The sequence below is a fragment of the Nonomuraea sp. NPDC004354 genome (assembly GCF_053602555.1).
Genome location: NZ_JBSGDV010000006.1, coordinates 111,992 through 127,638 on the forward strand (window position 1 = coordinate 111,992; position 15,647 = coordinate 127,638).

At 70.9% G+C, this 15,647-nt stretch carries 15 protein-coding genes; 11 read left to right on the plus strand and 4 right to left on the minus strand.

Features of this window, described 5'->3' with window-relative positions; genetic code table 11:
- Window positions 1-67: 67 nt before the first annotated feature.
- Window positions 68-1,204: a mandelate racemase/muconate lactonizing enzyme family protein gene (locus ACWENQ_RS19885; protein WP_452415560.1), complete on the minus strand. Its 1,137-nt coding sequence runs from the start codon at window positions 1,202-1,204 to the stop codon at window positions 68-70.
- Window positions 1,205-1,377: 173 nt separating this feature from the next.
- Here ACWENQ_RS19885 and ACWENQ_RS19890 point away from each other — a divergent pair, with 173 nt between their 5' ends.
- From ACWENQ_RS19890 to ACWENQ_RS19920, 7 genes are all read left to right on the plus strand, one after another.
- Complete coding sequence (locus ACWENQ_RS19890) at window positions 1,378-2,349, plus strand: LacI family DNA-binding transcriptional regulator (RefSeq protein WP_452415561.1); 972 nt, start codon at window positions 1,378-1,380, stop codon at window positions 2,347-2,349.
- Window positions 2,350-2,445: 96 nt separating this feature from the next.
- Window positions 2,446-3,813 (plus strand): ABC transporter substrate-binding protein, encoded by a 1,368-nt coding sequence (locus tag ACWENQ_RS19895; RefSeq protein WP_449920646.1) that lies wholly within the window; start codon window positions 2,446-2,448, stop codon window positions 3,811-3,813.
- 38 nt (window positions 3,814-3,851) lie between these two features.
- Window positions 3,852-4,697 carry a carbohydrate ABC transporter permease gene (locus ACWENQ_RS19900; protein WP_452415562.1) on the plus strand — a complete coding sequence of 282 codons (846 nt, stop codon included), beginning with the start codon at window positions 3,852-3,854 and terminating at the stop codon, window positions 4,695-4,697.
- The gene (locus tag ACWENQ_RS19905; protein ID WP_449920649.1) at window positions 4,694-5,545 is read left to right on the plus strand and encodes a carbohydrate ABC transporter permease; all 852 of its coding nucleotides are present in this window, start codon (window positions 4,694-4,696) and stop codon (window positions 5,543-5,545) included. The genes ACWENQ_RS19900 and ACWENQ_RS19905 overlap by 4 nt, the downstream gene beginning before the upstream one ends.
- 22 nt (window positions 5,546-5,567) lie before the next feature.
- Window positions 5,568-7,808, plus strand: a complete 2,241-nt coding sequence (locus ACWENQ_RS19910) for a hypothetical protein (protein ID WP_452415563.1) — start codon at window positions 5,568-5,570, stop codon at window positions 7,806-7,808.
- Complete coding sequence (locus tag ACWENQ_RS19915) at window positions 7,805-9,997, plus strand: FAD-dependent oxidoreductase (protein ID WP_452415564.1); 2,193 nt, start codon at window positions 7,805-7,807, stop codon at window positions 9,995-9,997. The genes ACWENQ_RS19910 and ACWENQ_RS19915 overlap by 4 nt, the downstream gene beginning before the upstream one ends.
- Window positions 9,998-10,001: 4 nt before the next feature.
- Window positions 10,002-10,832, plus strand: coding sequence for an NAD-dependent epimerase/dehydratase family protein (locus ACWENQ_RS19920; protein WP_449920654.1), 831 nt, complete (start codon window positions 10,002-10,004; stop codon window positions 10,830-10,832).
- A gap of 21 nt (window positions 10,833-10,853) precedes the next feature.
- Here ACWENQ_RS19920 and ACWENQ_RS19925 read toward each other — a convergent pair whose 3' ends face one another.
- Entirely contained in the window at window positions 10,854-11,705 is an 852-nt protein-coding gene (locus tag ACWENQ_RS19925; protein WP_449920657.1) for a DUF72 domain-containing protein, read from the minus strand.
- A gap of 96 nt (window positions 11,706-11,801) precedes the next feature.
- Between ACWENQ_RS19925 and ACWENQ_RS19930 the strand changes: the two genes are divergently transcribed.
- The 4 genes from ACWENQ_RS19930 to ACWENQ_RS19945 all read left to right on the plus strand — a co-directional run bounded on the left by ACWENQ_RS19930 (window position 11,802) and on the right by ACWENQ_RS19945 (window position 13,835).
- On the plus strand, window positions 11,802-12,227 hold the full coding sequence (locus tag ACWENQ_RS19930) for a hypothetical protein (RefSeq protein ID WP_452415566.1): 426 nt from the start codon (window positions 11,802-11,804) through the stop codon (window positions 12,225-12,227).
- Window positions 12,228-12,306: 79 nt separating this feature from the next.
- Window positions 12,307-12,882, plus strand: a complete 576-nt coding sequence (locus ACWENQ_RS19935) for a hypothetical protein (RefSeq protein WP_449920659.1) — start codon at window positions 12,307-12,309, stop codon at window positions 12,880-12,882.
- 5 nt (window positions 12,883-12,887) lie between these two features.
- The gene (locus tag ACWENQ_RS19940; protein WP_449920662.1) at window positions 12,888-13,637 is read left to right on the plus strand and encodes a hypothetical protein; all 750 of its coding nucleotides are present in this window, start codon (window positions 12,888-12,890) and stop codon (window positions 13,635-13,637) included.
- 6 nt (window positions 13,638-13,643) lie between these two features.
- Entirely contained in the window at window positions 13,644-13,835 is a 192-nt protein-coding gene (locus tag ACWENQ_RS19945) for a hypothetical protein (protein ID WP_452415568.1), read from the plus strand.
- An 80-nt stretch (window positions 13,836-13,915) separates the two neighbouring features.
- Here ACWENQ_RS19945 and ACWENQ_RS19950 read toward each other — a convergent pair whose 3' ends face one another.
- Both ACWENQ_RS19950 and ACWENQ_RS19955 read right to left on the minus strand, forming a co-directional pair.
- Window positions 13,916-15,235, minus strand: a complete 1,320-nt coding sequence (locus tag ACWENQ_RS19950) for an NAD(P)/FAD-dependent oxidoreductase (RefSeq protein ID WP_449920665.1) — start codon at window positions 15,233-15,235, stop codon at window positions 13,916-13,918.
- Window positions 15,232-15,645, minus strand: coding sequence for an ATP-binding protein (locus ACWENQ_RS19955; protein WP_449920668.1), 414 nt, complete (start codon window positions 15,643-15,645; stop codon window positions 15,232-15,234). Before ACWENQ_RS19955 ends, ACWENQ_RS19950 begins: the two co-directional genes overlap by 4 nt.
- Window positions 15,646-15,647 lie beyond the last annotated feature (2 nt).

Sequence of the window (15,647 nt, forward strand, 5' to 3'; positions counted from 1 at the left end):
AGGGTTCCCGCGTGGCACGAAGATGCCGACCTCAGGCGGGTTCCGCGGCGAACGCCGCGGCGTCGGCTCACCAGTTGGTGAAGGCCCCGTCGCGGGTGCGCAGGTGGGGGCGTTCGGCGGCGACGGCCTGGTACTTCCTGGCCTGGACGCGGTCGATGTCGACGCCGAGGCCTGGCAGATCCGGGACGTCCAGGCGACCGCCACGGACCTGCGGCCGAGCGGTGAAGACGTCCGCCAGCTCGGGCTGGGCCTGGTGTTCCTGCACCCCGACGTACGGCGCGGCCAGGTTCAGGTGCAGCGACGAGGCGGCGGTGACCGGGCCGAGGGGGTTGTGGGTGGCCAGTTTGACGTAGTGCGTCTCGCACATCGCGGCGATCTTCCTGGCCTCGGTGAGCCCCGCCGCCACGGCGACGTCCACCCTGGCGTAGTCGACGAGGTGCTGCTCGACGAGCCGCTGGAACTCCCATTTCGACCCGAACTGCTCGCCCGCCGCCAGCGGCACCGCCGTGCGGGACCGCAACGACCGATACGCTTCGAGGCCCTCGCAGCGCAGCGGGTCCTCCACGAAGTACGGCTTGGCCGCTTCGATCTCGCGGCACAACGTCACGGCCTCGGGCAGGTCGAGCCGCGTGTGCACGTCGAGGATCAGCTCCACGTCGTCACCCACGGCCTGCCGTACCGCGTGGAACAGTTCGATACCCCAGCGCATCGAGGCCCGCTGGTCGAGGGTGCCGTCCCTGTCATGGGGCACGGCGAAGCGCACGTGCCGCCAGCCTTCCCCGACGAGCGCCCGCGCCCGGTCCAGGAACGCCTCGAGGTCGTGATAGTCGTCCCCCAGGTGCGCGTAGGCGGGGACGTGGTCACGTACCCGCCCGCCGAACAACTCGTAGACCGGCACGCCCAGCGTCTTGCCCCGGATGTCCCACAACGCCACATCGATCGCGGCGATGGCGGACGACACGATCCGGTCGGCGGGGAAGAAGCCCCGGCGGAACATCACCTGCCACAGGTGCTCGATCCGGGCGGGGTCCTCGCCCAGCAGCAGCTCGCCCAGGTGCTCGATCGCCCCCGAGACCGCCTTCTGCCGCGAGCGGATGCCCACCTCGCCGATGCCGTGCACGCCCTCGTCGGTGTCGACGACGAGCAGCATCATGCTGTCGCCGTGTTCGGGCAGGGTGAGCACTTCCCAACCAGTGATCTTCACAGGCGAACTCCTATGAGAACGTTACCGGGATTCTCAGAAACGCCATCATGCATCATCTCCACACCGTCCGCCAGACACGGGTTCACCAGGTTTCGAACCGCGAAGATACGCTCTTGACGCTTCCGGGAACGTTTGCAACCATCCTCCGTACCGACGACGTGGCGGAGGGCAACGTGGCAGTGACGATCAGGCAGGTGGCGCAGGCCGCCGGAGTGTCGGTCTCGACCGTCTCCCGCGCGTTCACCGCCCCCGACCAGGTGCAGCCCCAGACCCTGCAGCGCATCCGCGACACGGCCGCGAAGCTGGGCTACGCGCCCAACCCGGCGGCCCGCTCGCTGCGCGGCGGGAAGACCGAGTCTCTCGGGCTGATCATCCCCGACATCGCCAACCCGTTCTTCCCGCCGATCTTCAAGTCGATGCAGGCCCGCGCCAGGCGGCTGGGCTACACCGTCCTGGCGGCCGACACCGACGAGCGGGAGTCCGACGAGCTGGAGACCATCACCGCGGTCGCCAAGCGGGTCGACGGCATGATCCTGTGGGCCTCCACCCTGCCGGAGGACAGGCTCGCCGAGCTGGCGCGGACCATGCCGGTGGTGCTGGTGAACCGGCACGTGCCCGGCATTCCGGAGATCCACATCTCGCTGACCGCCGGCATCTCCCAGGCGGCCGAGCACCTGAAGGCCTACGGCCACACCAGGTGCGTCTTCGTCAACGGCTCGCGGCCCGAGCTCAGCCGCGGCAAGTCGATAAGAGAGGCGTTCGAGGCGCACGAGTTGTCCCTCGTCGAGCTGGGCCCCTACGAGCCGCGCTTCGAGACCGGCGTGCACGCCGCCACCCTGGTCACCTCCTGCGACGCCACCGCGGTGCTCGCCCACAACGACCTGGTCGCGCTCGGCGTGCTGCACCAGCTCGCCAAGCTCGGCGTCGACGTGCCGCGGGAGGTCAGCGTGATCGGCATAGACGACACCCTGCTCGCCGAGACCTCCACCCCGTCGCTGACCACCATCCGCATCTCGGCCGAGGAGCTCGCCACCCAGGCCACCGACCTGCTGCTCGACACCATCGCCGGGCGCGGTGCCGGTCGCGTCCTGGAGATCGGCTCCCGGCTCATCCCCAGGGCCTCGACCGGTCCCGTCCTCCGCTGACCGCGGTTCCCGAGGTACGGCGCGCGCCGTACCGCCATCCCGTCATGCCGTCTTCAACGCCGTTTTTCCTGCTATGACCTGAATGCGGGAGTTCAGATGAAGAAGATCACCGCCTCCCTCGGCGTCGCCGTTCTGGCCACGACCGCCGCCGCGTGCGGATCGTCCTCCGGTGCCGGGCAGGAGTCCGCCACCATCACCCTCAGGGTCCAGGGCATGCCTCCGGCGACGGACAAGCCGGGCCTGGCCGCGTTCGAGAAGACGGTCGCCGACTTCGAGAAGCAGAACCCCGGCATCACCGTCGAAGGCTCCCCGGCCACCTACGACCCCCTGACGTTCTCCGCCAAGCTGGCCGGCGGCAAGGTCGAGGACGTGATCAAGGTGCCGCTCACCGAGCCGCAGGGCCTGATCGCCCGCAAGCAGGTCAAGCCGCTGACCGCCGAGCTGGCCAAGTGGCCGCACTACAAGGAGGTCAACCCGCAGGTGCTGCGGCCGCTGAGCGACGCCGCCGGCCAGGTGTACGGCGTGCCCCAGTCGCCCTTCGCGATGGGACTCGTCTACAACAGGGAGCTGTTCGAGAAGGCGGGCCTCGACCCGGACAAACCGCCGGTCACCTGGGAGGAGGTGCGGGCCCACGCCGAACGGATCGCCGAGAAGACCGGCAAGGCCGGATTCGTGCACGAGTCCAAGAACAACCAGGGCGGCTGGCAGCTCACGAAACTGACCTACACCTTCGGCGGCGACATGGAGCGGCTGGACGGCGACAGGTGGGTGGCCGCCTTCAACGCCGAGCCCACCCGGCAGGCGCTGACCCTGCTGAAGGAGATGCGCTGGACCGACGACTCCATGGGCGCCAACCAGCTCAACGACCAGAACGACGTGATCAAGCGGTTCGCCGCCGGCGAGGTCGGGATGTACCTGGGCACGCCCGGCACCTACCGGCTGGCCAAGATGACCTACGGCATGCGGAACATCGACGCGTTCGGCATCGGCCCGCTCCCCCAGGCCGGCGGGAACGCCACGCTGACCGGCGGTGACGTCTACATGGTGCCCAGGTCGGCCTCCGCGGGGAAGACGGCGGCGGCGGTGAAGTGGCTGCTGTTCGCCTACGCCCAGCCGCAGTACGACACCGGCGCCGCCGCCGAGCGGGCCAAGGCGCTGGCGGCCGATCCGAACGCCGCCGTCGGCGTGCCGACGCTGCCGATGTTCGACGCCGCCCGGCAGGCGAAGATCGACGAGGCCGTCAGGCCCTACGTGAACGTCAAGCTCGAGCACTTCCGGCCGTGGATCGAGGGCACCCCCAGGCTCCGGCTCCGCGCCGAGCCGCCGGTGCAGGCCCAGGCCGTCTACGCCGTGCTCGACAGCGTGGTGCAGGCCGTCCTGACCGACAGGGACGCCGACGTCAGCGCCCTGCTGGCCAAGGCCGAGACCGACGTGAACGCCAAGCTCGCCGCGAGCCGGCAGTGACCGTCGCGACGCGCGCCAGGAGGCGGGGGAACACCGTCATGGCGTTCCTGTTCCTCATCCCGGCCTTCGTCGCCTTCGGGGTGTTCTCCTACTGGCCGATGATCCGGGGACTGCTGATCTCCTTCCAGGAGACGAACCTGGTCGACCCGGCCACCTGGGTCGGGCTGGACAACTTCGCCGCGCTCCTGCGGGACCCGCTGCTCTCCACGGCGATCGCGAACACCCTGCTGTTCGTCGGGCTCGGCCTGCTGATCGGGTTTCCGGCGCCGCTGATCCTGGCCACCGTCATGTCGACGGTGCGGAAGGGCGCGGGGATCTACCGCTTCCTCGTCTACCTCCCGGTGGTGATCCCGCCGGTGGTGGCGATCCTGCTGTGGAAGTGGTTCTACGACCCGGGGCACGGCCTGTTCAACGAGTTGCTGGGCCTGGCCGGCCTGGGCCCCTTCCCCTGGCTGGAGTCGCCCAGGACCGCGATGCTCAGCCTGGTCATCCAGTCCACCTGGGCCTGGATGGGCAGCACGGTCCTGATCTACCTCGCCGCCATGGTCACCATCCCCGCCGAACTCTACGAGGCGGCGCAGATGGACGGCGCGTCGATCGCGCGCCGGCTGTGGCACATCACCCTGCCCCAGCTCCGCCCCACCATCGGCCTGCTGCTGCTCCTGCAGCTGGTCAGCACCACCCAGGTCTTCACCGAGCCCTACGTGTTCACCGACGGCGGCCCGGAGAACAGCACGCTGACGGTCCTCCTGCTGATCTTCAGGTACGCCTTCAGGGACGGCGCCTACGGCCAGGCCGCCGCGCTCGCCTTCCTCCTGGCGATCTTCCTGGGCCTGATGTCGGCGATCTACCTGCGGGCCACCCGCGCCTGGAGCTCCTCATGAGCCTGATCTCCCACGTCGAGGAGCGCCGGCCGGCGGTCAGGGCAGCGGTGCGCGCGGTCCAGTGGCTCACCCTGGCCGTCCTCCTGCTGATCGGCGTCGGCCCGCTCTACATGACCGTCAAGGGCGCGGTCTCCCCGGCCACCGACCTGATCGCCGAGCCGCTCCAGCTCTGGCCCGGCGACCCCAGGCCGGAGAACTTCGGCACCGCCTGGAACGACCTGGGCATCGGCCACTACCTGCTCAACACGGTGCAGGTCGTCGGCGGTTCGTGGGCCGTCCAGCTGGTCGTCGCGATCACGGCAGGCTACTCCCTGTCGGTCCTGAAACCCCGGCTCGGCAGGCTGATCTACGGCGCGATCCTGGCCACGATGTTCGTCCCCTACACCGTCTCCATGGCCAGCCTCTTCCTGACCATCATCGACCTGGGCCTGGTCGACTCCTACTGGTCGATCTGGCTGCCCGCCGGAGCCAGCGCCTTCAACGTGCTGCTGGCCAAACGCTTCTTCGACGCGCTGCCGCCGGAGCTCTTCGCCGCCGCCCGGGTCGACGGCGCCGGCTCCTGGCAGCTGCTGACCAGGATCGTGCTGCCGATGAGCCGCCCGATCCTGGCCGTCATCAGCCTGATCGCGATCATGCACAGCTGGAAGGACTTCATCTGGCCGCTCGTGGCCATCACCGACCCGGACAAGCAACCCATCAGCGTGGCCCTGGCCACGCTGGCCGACCAGGCGCCGCAGGACCTCCTGATCGCCAGCATGGCGATGGCGCTGGCCCCGCCGGTTCTCCTGTTCTCGGTCTTCCAGAAGTACGTCGTCGCCGGGCTCGGCTTCACCGGCGTCAAAGGCTAACCCCCCGAAAGGCGGACCCCCCATGCCTGATGTCTCCCGCCGCACCCTTCTCCAGACCGCCGCGCTCGCCGGCGCGGCCTCCGCGCTCACCGTCACCCCCGCCCAGGCGGACGCCCTGTCGATCTCGGCCGACGGCATCACGCTCGTCGCCGAGGCCGGCGGCTCGATCCTCGTCCGCGACGGTTCGGGGACCGATCTCCTCAGGATCGGCCACTTCATGATCAAGGACACCGTGCTCGGGCAGCAGCGCACGTTCGGCGGCACGCCGAGCCTGACCACGGTGAACGGCCGGCCCGCCCTCCAGGTCGCCTACACGATGCCGGCGAGCGCCTCGGCGGTGACCGTGCGCGGCACGTTCACCGTGGCCGCCCGCCGGGCGAGCCTGAGCTGGGAGGTGACCGGCAGCGCCACGCTCTCCCCGACCGGCTACATGTTCTCCCGCGCTCTGGTCGGCAACACCGCGCCGGAGAAGTACGTGCCCGCCACCGTCTGGACGAAGGACCCCCGCGGCGGCGTGCCGTACGAGGTCAACGCGGGCTCGCTCTACCAGGAGACGTGGGCCGGCACGCGCGCCTGCTTCCGGCTGGCGGCCTCCAATCCGTCGTTCACCAACGCCACCTGGATCCACGCGCCGGCCGGCCAGGACGGAGCGACCCGGGTGGAGCTGGTCCTCGGCGACCTGCGGCCGAGCGCGGCCAACGCCGTGGCGACCGCCGCGCCGCTCGGCGTCGACGTGTGGAGCGACCAGCCCTTCGGCCTCTACGAGCCGGGCGCGACCATGGCGGTCAACGCGCAGGTGGTCAACGGCGCCGCCGACGCCAAGCCCGTCACCCTGACCTGGTGGGCCCGCGACTTCAACGGCACCGTGCTCGGCACCGGCCAGCTCACCAGGACCGTCGAGCCCGGCGCGGCCTGGAAGGAGACGCTCACCGTGCGGGGGCCCGCGCAGGGCCTCGTGTTCGCCGAGGTCAAGGCCACCTCGGGAGATGAGGAGGCGTTCGCGCGGACGAACCTGGCCACTCTCAAGCCCTACGCCTACCGCGCCGACGGCAGGTTCGGCATCGCGAACTACACCTGGCTGCTCGTCCCGGACAAGCAGCAGGTCGGCCGGCTGATGCAGAGGATCGGCGTGAGATGGGTGCGCATCGCCTACGACGGCGCGCCGGGCATCCCGCCCGCGGAACTCGACGCGCTGGGCATCAGGCACAACGTCCAGCTCGGCGGCGTGATCTTCAACGGTACGGCGGAGCAGATCGCCGCCTGGGCCGACGACCGGGCCAGGATCGCCGTGCAGTCGGGTGCCGCCTACTTCGAGGTGGCCAACGAGCTGAACCAGCCCTGGATGTCCGGGCAGAAGGCCGCCGAATACGTGCGCGACGGCCTGAAACCCATCCACGACAGGCTCAAGGACTCCGGCGTCAAGCTGATGAACTGCGGGCTGGGCGGCATGGACTACCGCTGGACGGCCAACTTCCACGCGGCGGGCGGCTGGGACCTGATCGACGCGTTCGGCTTCCATCCCGGCCGGGGCAACTTCACCGCCGACTACGCCCCGCCGCCGGAGGAGTGGGAGCAGGGCGCCAACGGCTCCTACTGGAACTTCCTGGGCGCGCTGCGCAAGGCCAGGCAGACCCTCGACGAGTACGGCGGCGACAAGGAGCTCTGGCTGACCGAGGCCTACGCCTGCACCAGGCCCAACCGCTGGTGGAACGACACCCACCGCCAGGCCGCCGAGAACGTGCTGCTCCAGCTCGCGCTCTGCCTGTCGGAAGGCGTGGACGGCGTCAACTGGTACCAGCCCCACGACAGCACCATCCACCACCCGCAGGAGGCCGATCCGAACAACCCGGAATACCACTTCGGGCTGCTGAACCGCGACACCAGCGCCAAGCCCGCGCTGCTGGCGTTCGCGACGGCCACACGCCACCTGGAGGGCGCGACGTTCAAGCGCTGGCTCACCTTCGCCGACCCCGACCTGAAGGGCCTGCTCTTCGACACTCCGCGCGGCAAGCTCGCGGTCCTGTGGAGCCGTAAGGACGGCTACATCCTCAACCGCGACCACGGCACGGACCAGTGGTACCCGCACCCCGAAGGCTGGGTGGACCACTGGCCGACCAAGACGTGCGTGTCGCTGAAGTCCTCCGGTCCGGCGATCCGGGAGATCGACTGCATCGGGCAGGAGCGCACGATCACCGCCACGGGCCGCCGCGTCCAGGTCACGTTGGACGGCGCCCCGCGTCTCTACTACGGGCTGGAGCTATGAGAACCGAATCCCTCTCCCACGACGTGACCGTGATCGGCGGCGGTCTGGCCGGCGTCAACGCCGCCGTCGCCGCGGCCCGGCTGGGCCGTACGGTCGCCCTGGTCACCAACCGGCCCGTGCTCGGCGGCAACTCCAGCAGCGAGGTCCGGGTCTGGGTGGTCGGGGCGACCGGGCACGGCAGGAACCACCACGCCCGCGAGGGCGGCATCATGGGCGAGCTCTTCCTGGAGAACCAGTACAGGAACCCGCAGGGCAATCCCTACTTCTGGGACACGACCGTTCTCGACCTCGTCCGGCAGGAACCGAACATCGCGCTCTTCCTCAACACCGACGTGCGGGAGGTGTCGTGCCCGGCGGGCCGGATCAGCGCCGTGACCGGCTGGATGATGGGCTCGGAGCGGCTGATCACCTTCGAGTCGCCGATCTTCCTGGACTGCACCGGCGACGGGCTCGTCGGCCACCTGGCCGGCGCGAGCCACCGCGTCGGCCGCGAGGGACGCGCGGAGTACGGCGAGCCGTGGGCGCCGGAGGTGCCCGACGACATCACGCTCGGCAGCACGCTGCTCTTCTACACCAAGGACGCGGGCGAGCCGGTCCGTTACGTCCCGCCCAGCTTCGCCAAGGACATCACCGGGACGTCGATCCCCGAGCGGCGGATCATCAGGGCCGGCGACAACGGCTGCGCCTACTGGTGGATCGAGTTCGGCGGCGAGCTGGACACCGTGCACGACAACGACCGCATCCGCGACGAGCTGTGGTCGGTCATCTACGGCATCTGGGACCACATCAAGAACTCCGGGAAGTTCGACGCGGAGACCATGACCCTGGAGTGGGTGGGGTCGCTGCCCGGCAAGCGGGAGTACCGCCGGTTCCTCGGCGACCACGTGCTCACCCAGCACGACGTGCTGGGCCAGACCCCGTTCGACGACAGGGTCGCCTTCGGCGGATGGTCGATCGACCTGCACCCGCCGCAGGGCATGTACGCCAAGGAGGACGGCGCGAAGCAGCGCTACGCCGACGGGATCTACCACATCCCCTACCGGTGCCTCTATTCGCGGAACGTGCCCAACCTGCTCATGGCCGGGCGGAACATCTCCGCGTCGCACGTGGCGTTCGGCTCGACCAGGGTGATGGCCACCTGCGCCACGATCGGCCAGGCGGCCGGCACCGCGGCCGCCCTGTGCGTGGCCGGCGGTCTCTCACCTCGCGAGCTGGACGCGCGCGACCTTCAGAGAACCCTCCTGCGGGAGGACAGCTCGATCATCGGCCTGCCGTACGAGGACCCCTCGGATCTCGCGCGGACCGCCACCGCCTCCGCGTCGAGCACGTTGACCCGATTCGCGGTCGAGACCTCGGCCGAGGTGTGGCCGCTGGAGGCGGACGCCGGACTGGTCGTGCCGGTCGACCCGGCTCTGGACGCGATCGAGCTCATGCTCGACGCGGCTGCCGGCACCGAACTGGTCGTGGATCTCTACGATCCGGTGCTGGGCCAGAACTACGTGCCGCGGGAGCTGATCGCCTCGCATGCCGTACCGGTGGAGCCGGGGAAGAACCAGTGGGTCCGCGTGGATCTGTCCTTCCGGCCCGGTCGGGCGCAGAACGCGTTCCTGCTGATCAGGGCGAACCCTGACGTCCGCCTCCATGTCGCCGACCGGCCCACGCCTGGCGTGCTCTGCCTGACCCGGGTCCCGCTGCGCCCCCAGGACGAGGCGCCCCAGCTGCTGCGGGAGTGGTCCGACGCCGGTCTGCTGCGCCGCACCTTCTGCTTCCGGGCCGGCCCGACGGACGTCTTCGCGCCGTCCAAGGCGCTCGACGGCTTCCAGCGTCCGCACGCCGGACCCCACATGTGGGTGTCGGACACCCTGCCCGCCACCCTCGAACTGTCCTGGCCGTCGCCGGTGACGATCGGCCGCGTCGACGTGCTGGCCGACGACGACGTGAACGAGGACCTGATCAACCTGCACCACCACCGCACGCCGTTCGAGGTCATGCCGACGCTGCTCCGCGACTACCGTCTGCAGGTACGGCAGGACGGCGGCTGGCGGACGGTGGCCGAGGTGCGCGGCAACCGCCGCCGACGCAACGTCCACGACCTCGAGCCGGTCGCCGCCGACGCGCTGAGGATCGTGGTCGAGGCCGGCAACGGGACACCGTACGCCCATGTCGTGGCGGTTCGCGTGTATGAGTAGACCCATGAAGCGTGTCCTGGTCACCGGTGCGGCCGGCCGTATCGGCCGGGCCGTCCTCGACCTGCTCGGCCGGCGGGGGATCCCGGCCAACGCCCTCGTGCTGGAAGATCCCGGAGACCTCAGGGCCGAGCTGGTCGTCGAGGGAAGCGCGACGGACCCGCGCGCCGTGCGGGAAGCCCTCAGGGGGGCCGACGCGGTGATCCACCTCGCCGCGATCCCCACCCCCGAGCGGCATCCCGCCGAGACGGTCTTCGCCACCAACACCCAGGCCACCTACACCGTGCTGGAGCAGGCCGGCCAGGCGGGGATCACCCGGGTGTGCACCGCGAGCAGCACGGCGATCTCGGGGCTGCCGTTCGCCGCGCGCGCCCTCCACCCGCGATACGTCCCCGTGGACGAGGAGCAACCGCCAGGGCCCGAGGATCCCTACGCGCTGTCCAAGCAGGTCGACGAGCTGACCGCGCAGATGATGTCGCGCCGCTACGGCATGTCGGTGGTCGCCCTGCGCCTGCCGTACGTCGGCGGCTTCGACGAGCGCCTCCTCGACTTCGCGCGACGGTGCGAGCTGGACCCCGGCCTGCACGCGCCCGGCCTGTGGGCCTACCTCGAGACCCGCGACGCGGCCCGGGCGTGCCTGCTCGGCCTCAGCCCCGCCGGCTTCCACGTCGTCACCGTCGCGGCCCCGGAAACCCTGGTCTCCCACCCCACCGAGGATCTGCTCCGCCGCTATCACCCCGCCGCCGAGATCCGTTGCCCCCTGCCGGGACGCACCGTCCCGCTGAAGCTGACCAGGGCCACCGCCGTTCTCGGCTTCAGCGCGGAGTTCCGCGTCTGACCCGACGGTGGGCGAGGCGGGTCAGAAGAGGGTCAGCGGTTCGGCGGGCACCGGCTCGGGCAGCGGCTCCACCTCGGGCAGGCGGGCCCGCACTTCGTCGTGGAAGCGGCGGGCGAGCGGCAGCGCGTCGGCGTTGTCGGGCGTGTGGATGAACACGGTCGGCGAGCGGCCCTCGCGCAGCCACTCGGTGACCGTACCGACCCAGTGCCGCCAGCCCTCGACGGTGCGCCCGGTGTCGTCCCTGCCGAGGTAGCGGACGATCGGACGGCCGGTCAGCGCGCGTGACCGGCGGGGCACGCGAGGCTTCTTCGTCCAGGCGTCCCGTTCGGCGTCGCTGGTCGGCGGGCTGCGGAACAGGGTGGTGGTGTCGAACGGGATCCATTCGGCCTCGACGCCCGCCAGCACCTGTTCGAGGAGCCGCTCGGAGCGGGCGTCGTCGAAGAAGGCGCGGTGGCGGACCTCGACGGCGTACCGGTGAGAGCGCGGGAGGCGGCGGAGGAAGGCGGCCAGGGCGCCGAGGTCGGCCGGCCCGAACGATCCGGGAAGCTGCACCCACAGGGCGTGCGCCCGCGGCCCCAGCGGCTCGATCGCCTCCAGGAACGCGCTCAGCTCCTCCTCGACGCCGCTCAGGCGGCGCTCGTGCGTGATGGATCTGGGCAGCTTCACCACGAAGCGGAAGTCGGGGCCGGTCTGGGCGGCCCACGTCTCCACGGTGGCGCGCGTCGGCGTCGCGTAGAAGGTGGTGTTGCCCTCCACCGCGTCGCACCAGCTCGCGTAGGCGCGCAGGCGCTCGCCCGGTGGGAGCGGATGCGGCAGGAAACGCCCCTGCCATGGGGTATGAGTCCACATCGCGCATCCCACGTGAAGCCGCATGGAATCGACGCTATCGGATCCGCGCCGGTGATCCTTTCGTGACCCGGCAGGCGGCGAGCGCCTACCCTGGACGCCACGGCGAGCTTGGAGGACGTGGTGGGGCGCAGGCCGACGATCGACAGGGCGGAGCTGGCGCGGCTGGTCAGCGAGGGCATGAGCGTGCGGGAGCTGGCGGCCCACTTCGGGGTGAGCGAGTCGGGCGTGCTGCAGGCCAAGCGGGCCGCGGGTCTGGCCAAGGCGCAGCTCGACCACGGCGGGGCGCTGCCGTGGACGCTCAGCCGTACCCACGCCCAGTCGGGGCCCGCCACCAACCTGCGGAACCTGTCGGCGGCGGCGCAGGGCAGGCCGGTGGCGCCCGAGCGGCTCAACACCGCCCTGCGGTGGGCGCGGCGGCTGGTGGACCAGGGTCTCGACGTGGCCTATGACCCGGTGGAGGGGTTCACGGAGGTCCCGGCGGCCCCGTCCGGCTCGCACGTCGCCGAGGTGCTGGGCCGCGCCGTGAAGGCCGTCGAGGGCGGCTGACGGAGGCGTTTCGGCACGCGCCTCCGGGGCAGTCGGAAGGCCGATCACGGCACATCCCGACAGACTCCGGAGGCGTCTGATGACCACCTCAACTCTGATCTGGGTGGCCGTCATCGTGGTGGTGGTCATCGCCATCGCCGCGGTCGGCTACGTCATCCTTCAGCAAAGACGCCGGGCCGGCCTGCGCGACAGGTTCGGGCCGGAATACGAGCGCGCGGTCGCCGAGCACGACAGCACGCGCGAGGCGGAGCAGGAACTGATGGCGCGGGAGCAGCGCTTCTCCGAGCTCGACATCAGGCCGCTCGACGAGGGCAGCCGGCAGGTCTACGCCGTGCGGTGGGGCGAGGTGCAGGAGCGCTTCGTCGACGCGCCAGGGTTCGCGGTGACCGAGGCGGACCAGCTGGTCACCTCGGTGATGGGTGACCGCGGCTACCCCACGGGCGACTACGACGACAAGGTCTCGACGCTGTCGGTCGCGCACGCCACGACGCTGGACCACTATCGCAAGGCCCACGAGATCAGCGGCCGCGCGGCCAGGAAGGAGGCCTCGACCGAGGAACTCCGCCAGGCCATGGTGCACTACCGCGCGCTGTTCCAGGACCTGCTGCACGACGACGCCCCTCACTTCCCCCGTCAGGAACCCAGAGGACGGTGAACGATATGACCGAGCACAGACCCGCCGAGGACGCGCTGCAGGTGCCCCCACCGCGCGCCGACCAGGCCAGGAACGATCCCGACGCCACCGACGACGCCACCGACCGCGACTTCCAGGCCACCGCCGCAGAATCGCGTGACCAGAACGCCGAGCGGCAGTGGCAGGGCCGCACGCGCGACGACCTGGCCCAGGAGGACCAGGCGCGCGCCGGCCAGGCGTGGGAGGGCGGCCACGAGGAGCGGCACCAGCCGATGATGGACGCCGACGCCGGCCGTCAGCAGGAGGACACCCGCTACCACGACCCCTACGAGACGCAGGCGCCGGACGACGTCCTCGCCGGCCACCGCGGCGAGACCGCCCGGCCGGAGGCCGCCGGGCAGGGCGCGGGAACGGCCGAGCCGGAGCGGACGCAACCGGCCACGGCCGGGCCCGCCGGGCCGGGATCCGCCGCGGGCCAGGACATCCGCCGCGAGGCCGCCGAGCCGGGCGGGTTCCTGCTCGACCAGGACCCTGAGCAGGTGCGCATCCGCTGGCGTGAGGTCCAGGCCTACTTCGTCGACGATCCCCGCGAGTCGGTCGACCGGGCCGACGCGCTGGTGGAGGAGCTGCTGGCGACCCTGACCTCCCGTGCGGCCCAGCTGCGCGACCGGTGCAAGAACGCCGGCGGGGGCGACACCGAGGTGCTGCGCCAGGCCCTGCGTGAATACCGGTTGATGGTCGACCAGTTGCTCACTCTCACCCCGGCGGAAAGGTGACATGACATGCTCGCCATCGTCGCGGCGATCGTGTTCGGGCTCGGGTTCTTACTCGACCTGCTGAACACGAGGATCGCCGGCATCAGCGGAATGGCCTTCGTCCTGCTCGGCCTGTGCCTGCTCGCCCTGCACCAGGCGGGCGTCGGGACGGCCGGCATCAGCGGCTACCGCGGCGGCTGGCGCCGTACCAGGCGCTAGCGCCACCACGATCCACCCTGAGATCACGAGGGGCGCCCTGCGGGAGGGCGTCCCTCGTGCGTGCCCGGCCTGGCACGTGCTCAGCGGGCGTGGGAGACGGTCCGTTCGGTCATGGCGGCGTACTCGAACTCCCGGCGGGGATCGCTCAGCGCGGCCAGCGCCGTGATGTCCCTGCGGAAGAACAGCGCGAGCGTCCAGTCCATGAGCACCCGCGCCTTCCTGTTCATGGTGGGCATCCGCGACAGGTGGTAGGTCCGGTGCACGAACCACGCCAGCGGCCCGCGCAACTTCACGCCGTAGATCTGCGCGACGCCCTTGTGCAGGCCGAGGCTGGCGACCGAGCCCGCGTAGGCGTGCCGGTACGGCCTGCGCGCCGTCCCCCTGATCGTGGCCAGCAGGTTGTCGGCCAGCACCCTGGCCTGCCGTACGGCGTGCTGGGCGTTGGGCGCGGTGTACTGGCCCGGCTTGGTCAGGTCGGGTACGGCGGCGCAGTCACCCGCGGCGAAGACCTCGTCGTGGCCCTCGACGTTGAGGAACGGCGTGGCCCGCACCCTGCCCTTGCCGTCGAGGGGCAGGTCGCCGTGCGCGACGACCGGGTTGGGTTTGACGCCTGCCGTCCACACCAGCGTGGCCGCGTCGAACACCGAGCCGTCGTCGAGCACGATCCGCCCGTCCACGGCCGACTCGAGGCTGGTCTTCAGCCGCACGTCGATGCCGCGGGCGCGCAGCTGCTCCAGGGTCCAGGCGCCCATCTCGGGCCCCACCTCGGGCAGGATCCGGTCGGTCGCCTCGATGAGGTACCACTTCAGGTCGGACGGCTCGACGCCCGGGTAGTAGCGGCACGCGTCGTGGGCCATGTCCTCCAGCTCGGCCAGCGCCTCGACGCCGGCGAAACCGGCGCCGACGAACACGAAGGTCAGCGCCTCACGCCTGATCGCCTCGTCGTCGGTGGAGGCGGCCAGGTCGAGCTGGCCGAGGACGTGGTTGCGCAGGTGGATGGCCTCCTCCACGGTCTTGAACCCGATGCCGGACTCGGCCAGCCCGGGGACGGGCAGGGTGCGGGAGATCGAGCCGGGGCACACGACGAGCAGGTCGTAGCCGACGCTTCGCGCCTGACCCCGGTGCGGCCGGAAGCTCACCTCGCGCCTGCCGGTGTCGATGTCCTCGATGACGCCGTTGAGAATCGTGCAACGTGGCAGCACCCGGCGCAGCGAGACGACGACGTGCCTGGCCTCCAGGTTGCCCGCCGCCGCCTCGGGAAGGAACGGCTGGTAGGTCATGTAGGAGTCGACGTCGATGAGGGTGATGTGCGCCTCGCCCGCGCGAAGCCGGCGCTGGAGCCGCAGCGCGGTGAACATCCCCACCGAGCCGCCGCCAAGGATAACGATGCGAGGAGTCATCGCGCTCCTCTACCCCCGAAGCGCATCGTAACCGTGCTGCCTTCCTCGCCGGTGCGGATGTCGACGCTGCCGGCGAGCCGTCGGGCCACCCACAGGCCCATGCCTCTGGTCGCGTCGGGCGCGGGCGGTGTGGCGCCCGGTTCGCCCTCGAGCTTCCACCGGCCGTCGTCGTGCACCTCCACGACGACCTGGTCGTCCTCCCGCCAGATGCGCAGGCGGGCCTTGTCCCGGGCGCCGTGGGTGACCGCGTTGGTGGTCACCTCGTTCACGGCGACGAGGAGGTCGGTGACCTCCGTCTCGGACAGGCCCGACGCACGCGCCTGGTCCGCGGCGAAACCCCGGACCTCCGGCAGGTCGGACAGCCGGAAGATCACTTCTCTGAGCAGGGCGTTCCTTTGTTCCCCGTCCATGG

Excerpts from the sequence above, each read along its gene's own strand:
- ACWENQ_RS19895 (WP_449920646.1), top strand. The coding sequence starts at position 2,446 with ATGAAGAAGATCACCGCCTCCCTCGGCGTCGCCGTTCTGGCCACGACC.
- ACWENQ_RS19900 (WP_452415562.1), top strand. The coding sequence starts at position 3,852 with ATGGCGTTCCTGTTCCTCATCCCGGCCTTCGTCGCCTTCGGGGTGTTC.
- ACWENQ_RS19905 (WP_449920649.1), top strand. The coding sequence starts at position 4,694 with ATGAGCCTGATCTCCCACGTCGAGGAGCGCCGGCCGGCGGTCAGGGCA.
- ACWENQ_RS19910 (WP_452415563.1), top strand. The coding sequence starts at position 5,568 with ATGCCTGATGTCTCCCGCCGCACCCTTCTCCAGACCGCCGCGCTCGCC.
- ACWENQ_RS19915 (WP_452415564.1), top strand. The coding sequence starts at position 7,805 with ATGAGAACCGAATCCCTCTCCCACGACGTGACCGTGATCGGCGGCGGT.
- ACWENQ_RS19920 (WP_449920654.1), top strand. The coding sequence starts at position 10,002 with ATGAAGCGTGTCCTGGTCACCGGTGCGGCCGGCCGTATCGGCCGGGCC.
- ACWENQ_RS19925 (WP_449920657.1), bottom strand. The coding sequence starts at position 11,705 with ATGCGGCTTCACGTGGGATGCGCGATGTGGACTCATACCCCATGGCAG.
- ACWENQ_RS19935 (WP_449920659.1), top strand. The coding sequence starts at position 12,307 with ATGACCACCTCAACTCTGATCTGGGTGGCCGTCATCGTGGTGGTGGTC.
- ACWENQ_RS19940 (WP_449920662.1), top strand. The coding sequence starts at position 12,888 with ATGACCGAGCACAGACCCGCCGAGGACGCGCTGCAGGTGCCCCCACCG.
- ACWENQ_RS19945 (WP_452415568.1), top strand. The coding sequence starts at position 13,644 with ATGCTCGCCATCGTCGCGGCGATCGTGTTCGGGCTCGGGTTCTTACTC.
- ACWENQ_RS19950 (WP_449920665.1), bottom strand. The coding sequence starts at position 15,235 with ATGACTCCTCGCATCGTTATCCTTGGCGGCGGCTCGGTGGGGATGTTC.
- ACWENQ_RS19955 (WP_449920668.1), bottom strand. The coding sequence starts at position 15,645 with ATGGACGGGGAACAAAGGAACGCCCTGCTCAGAGAAGTGATCTTCCGG.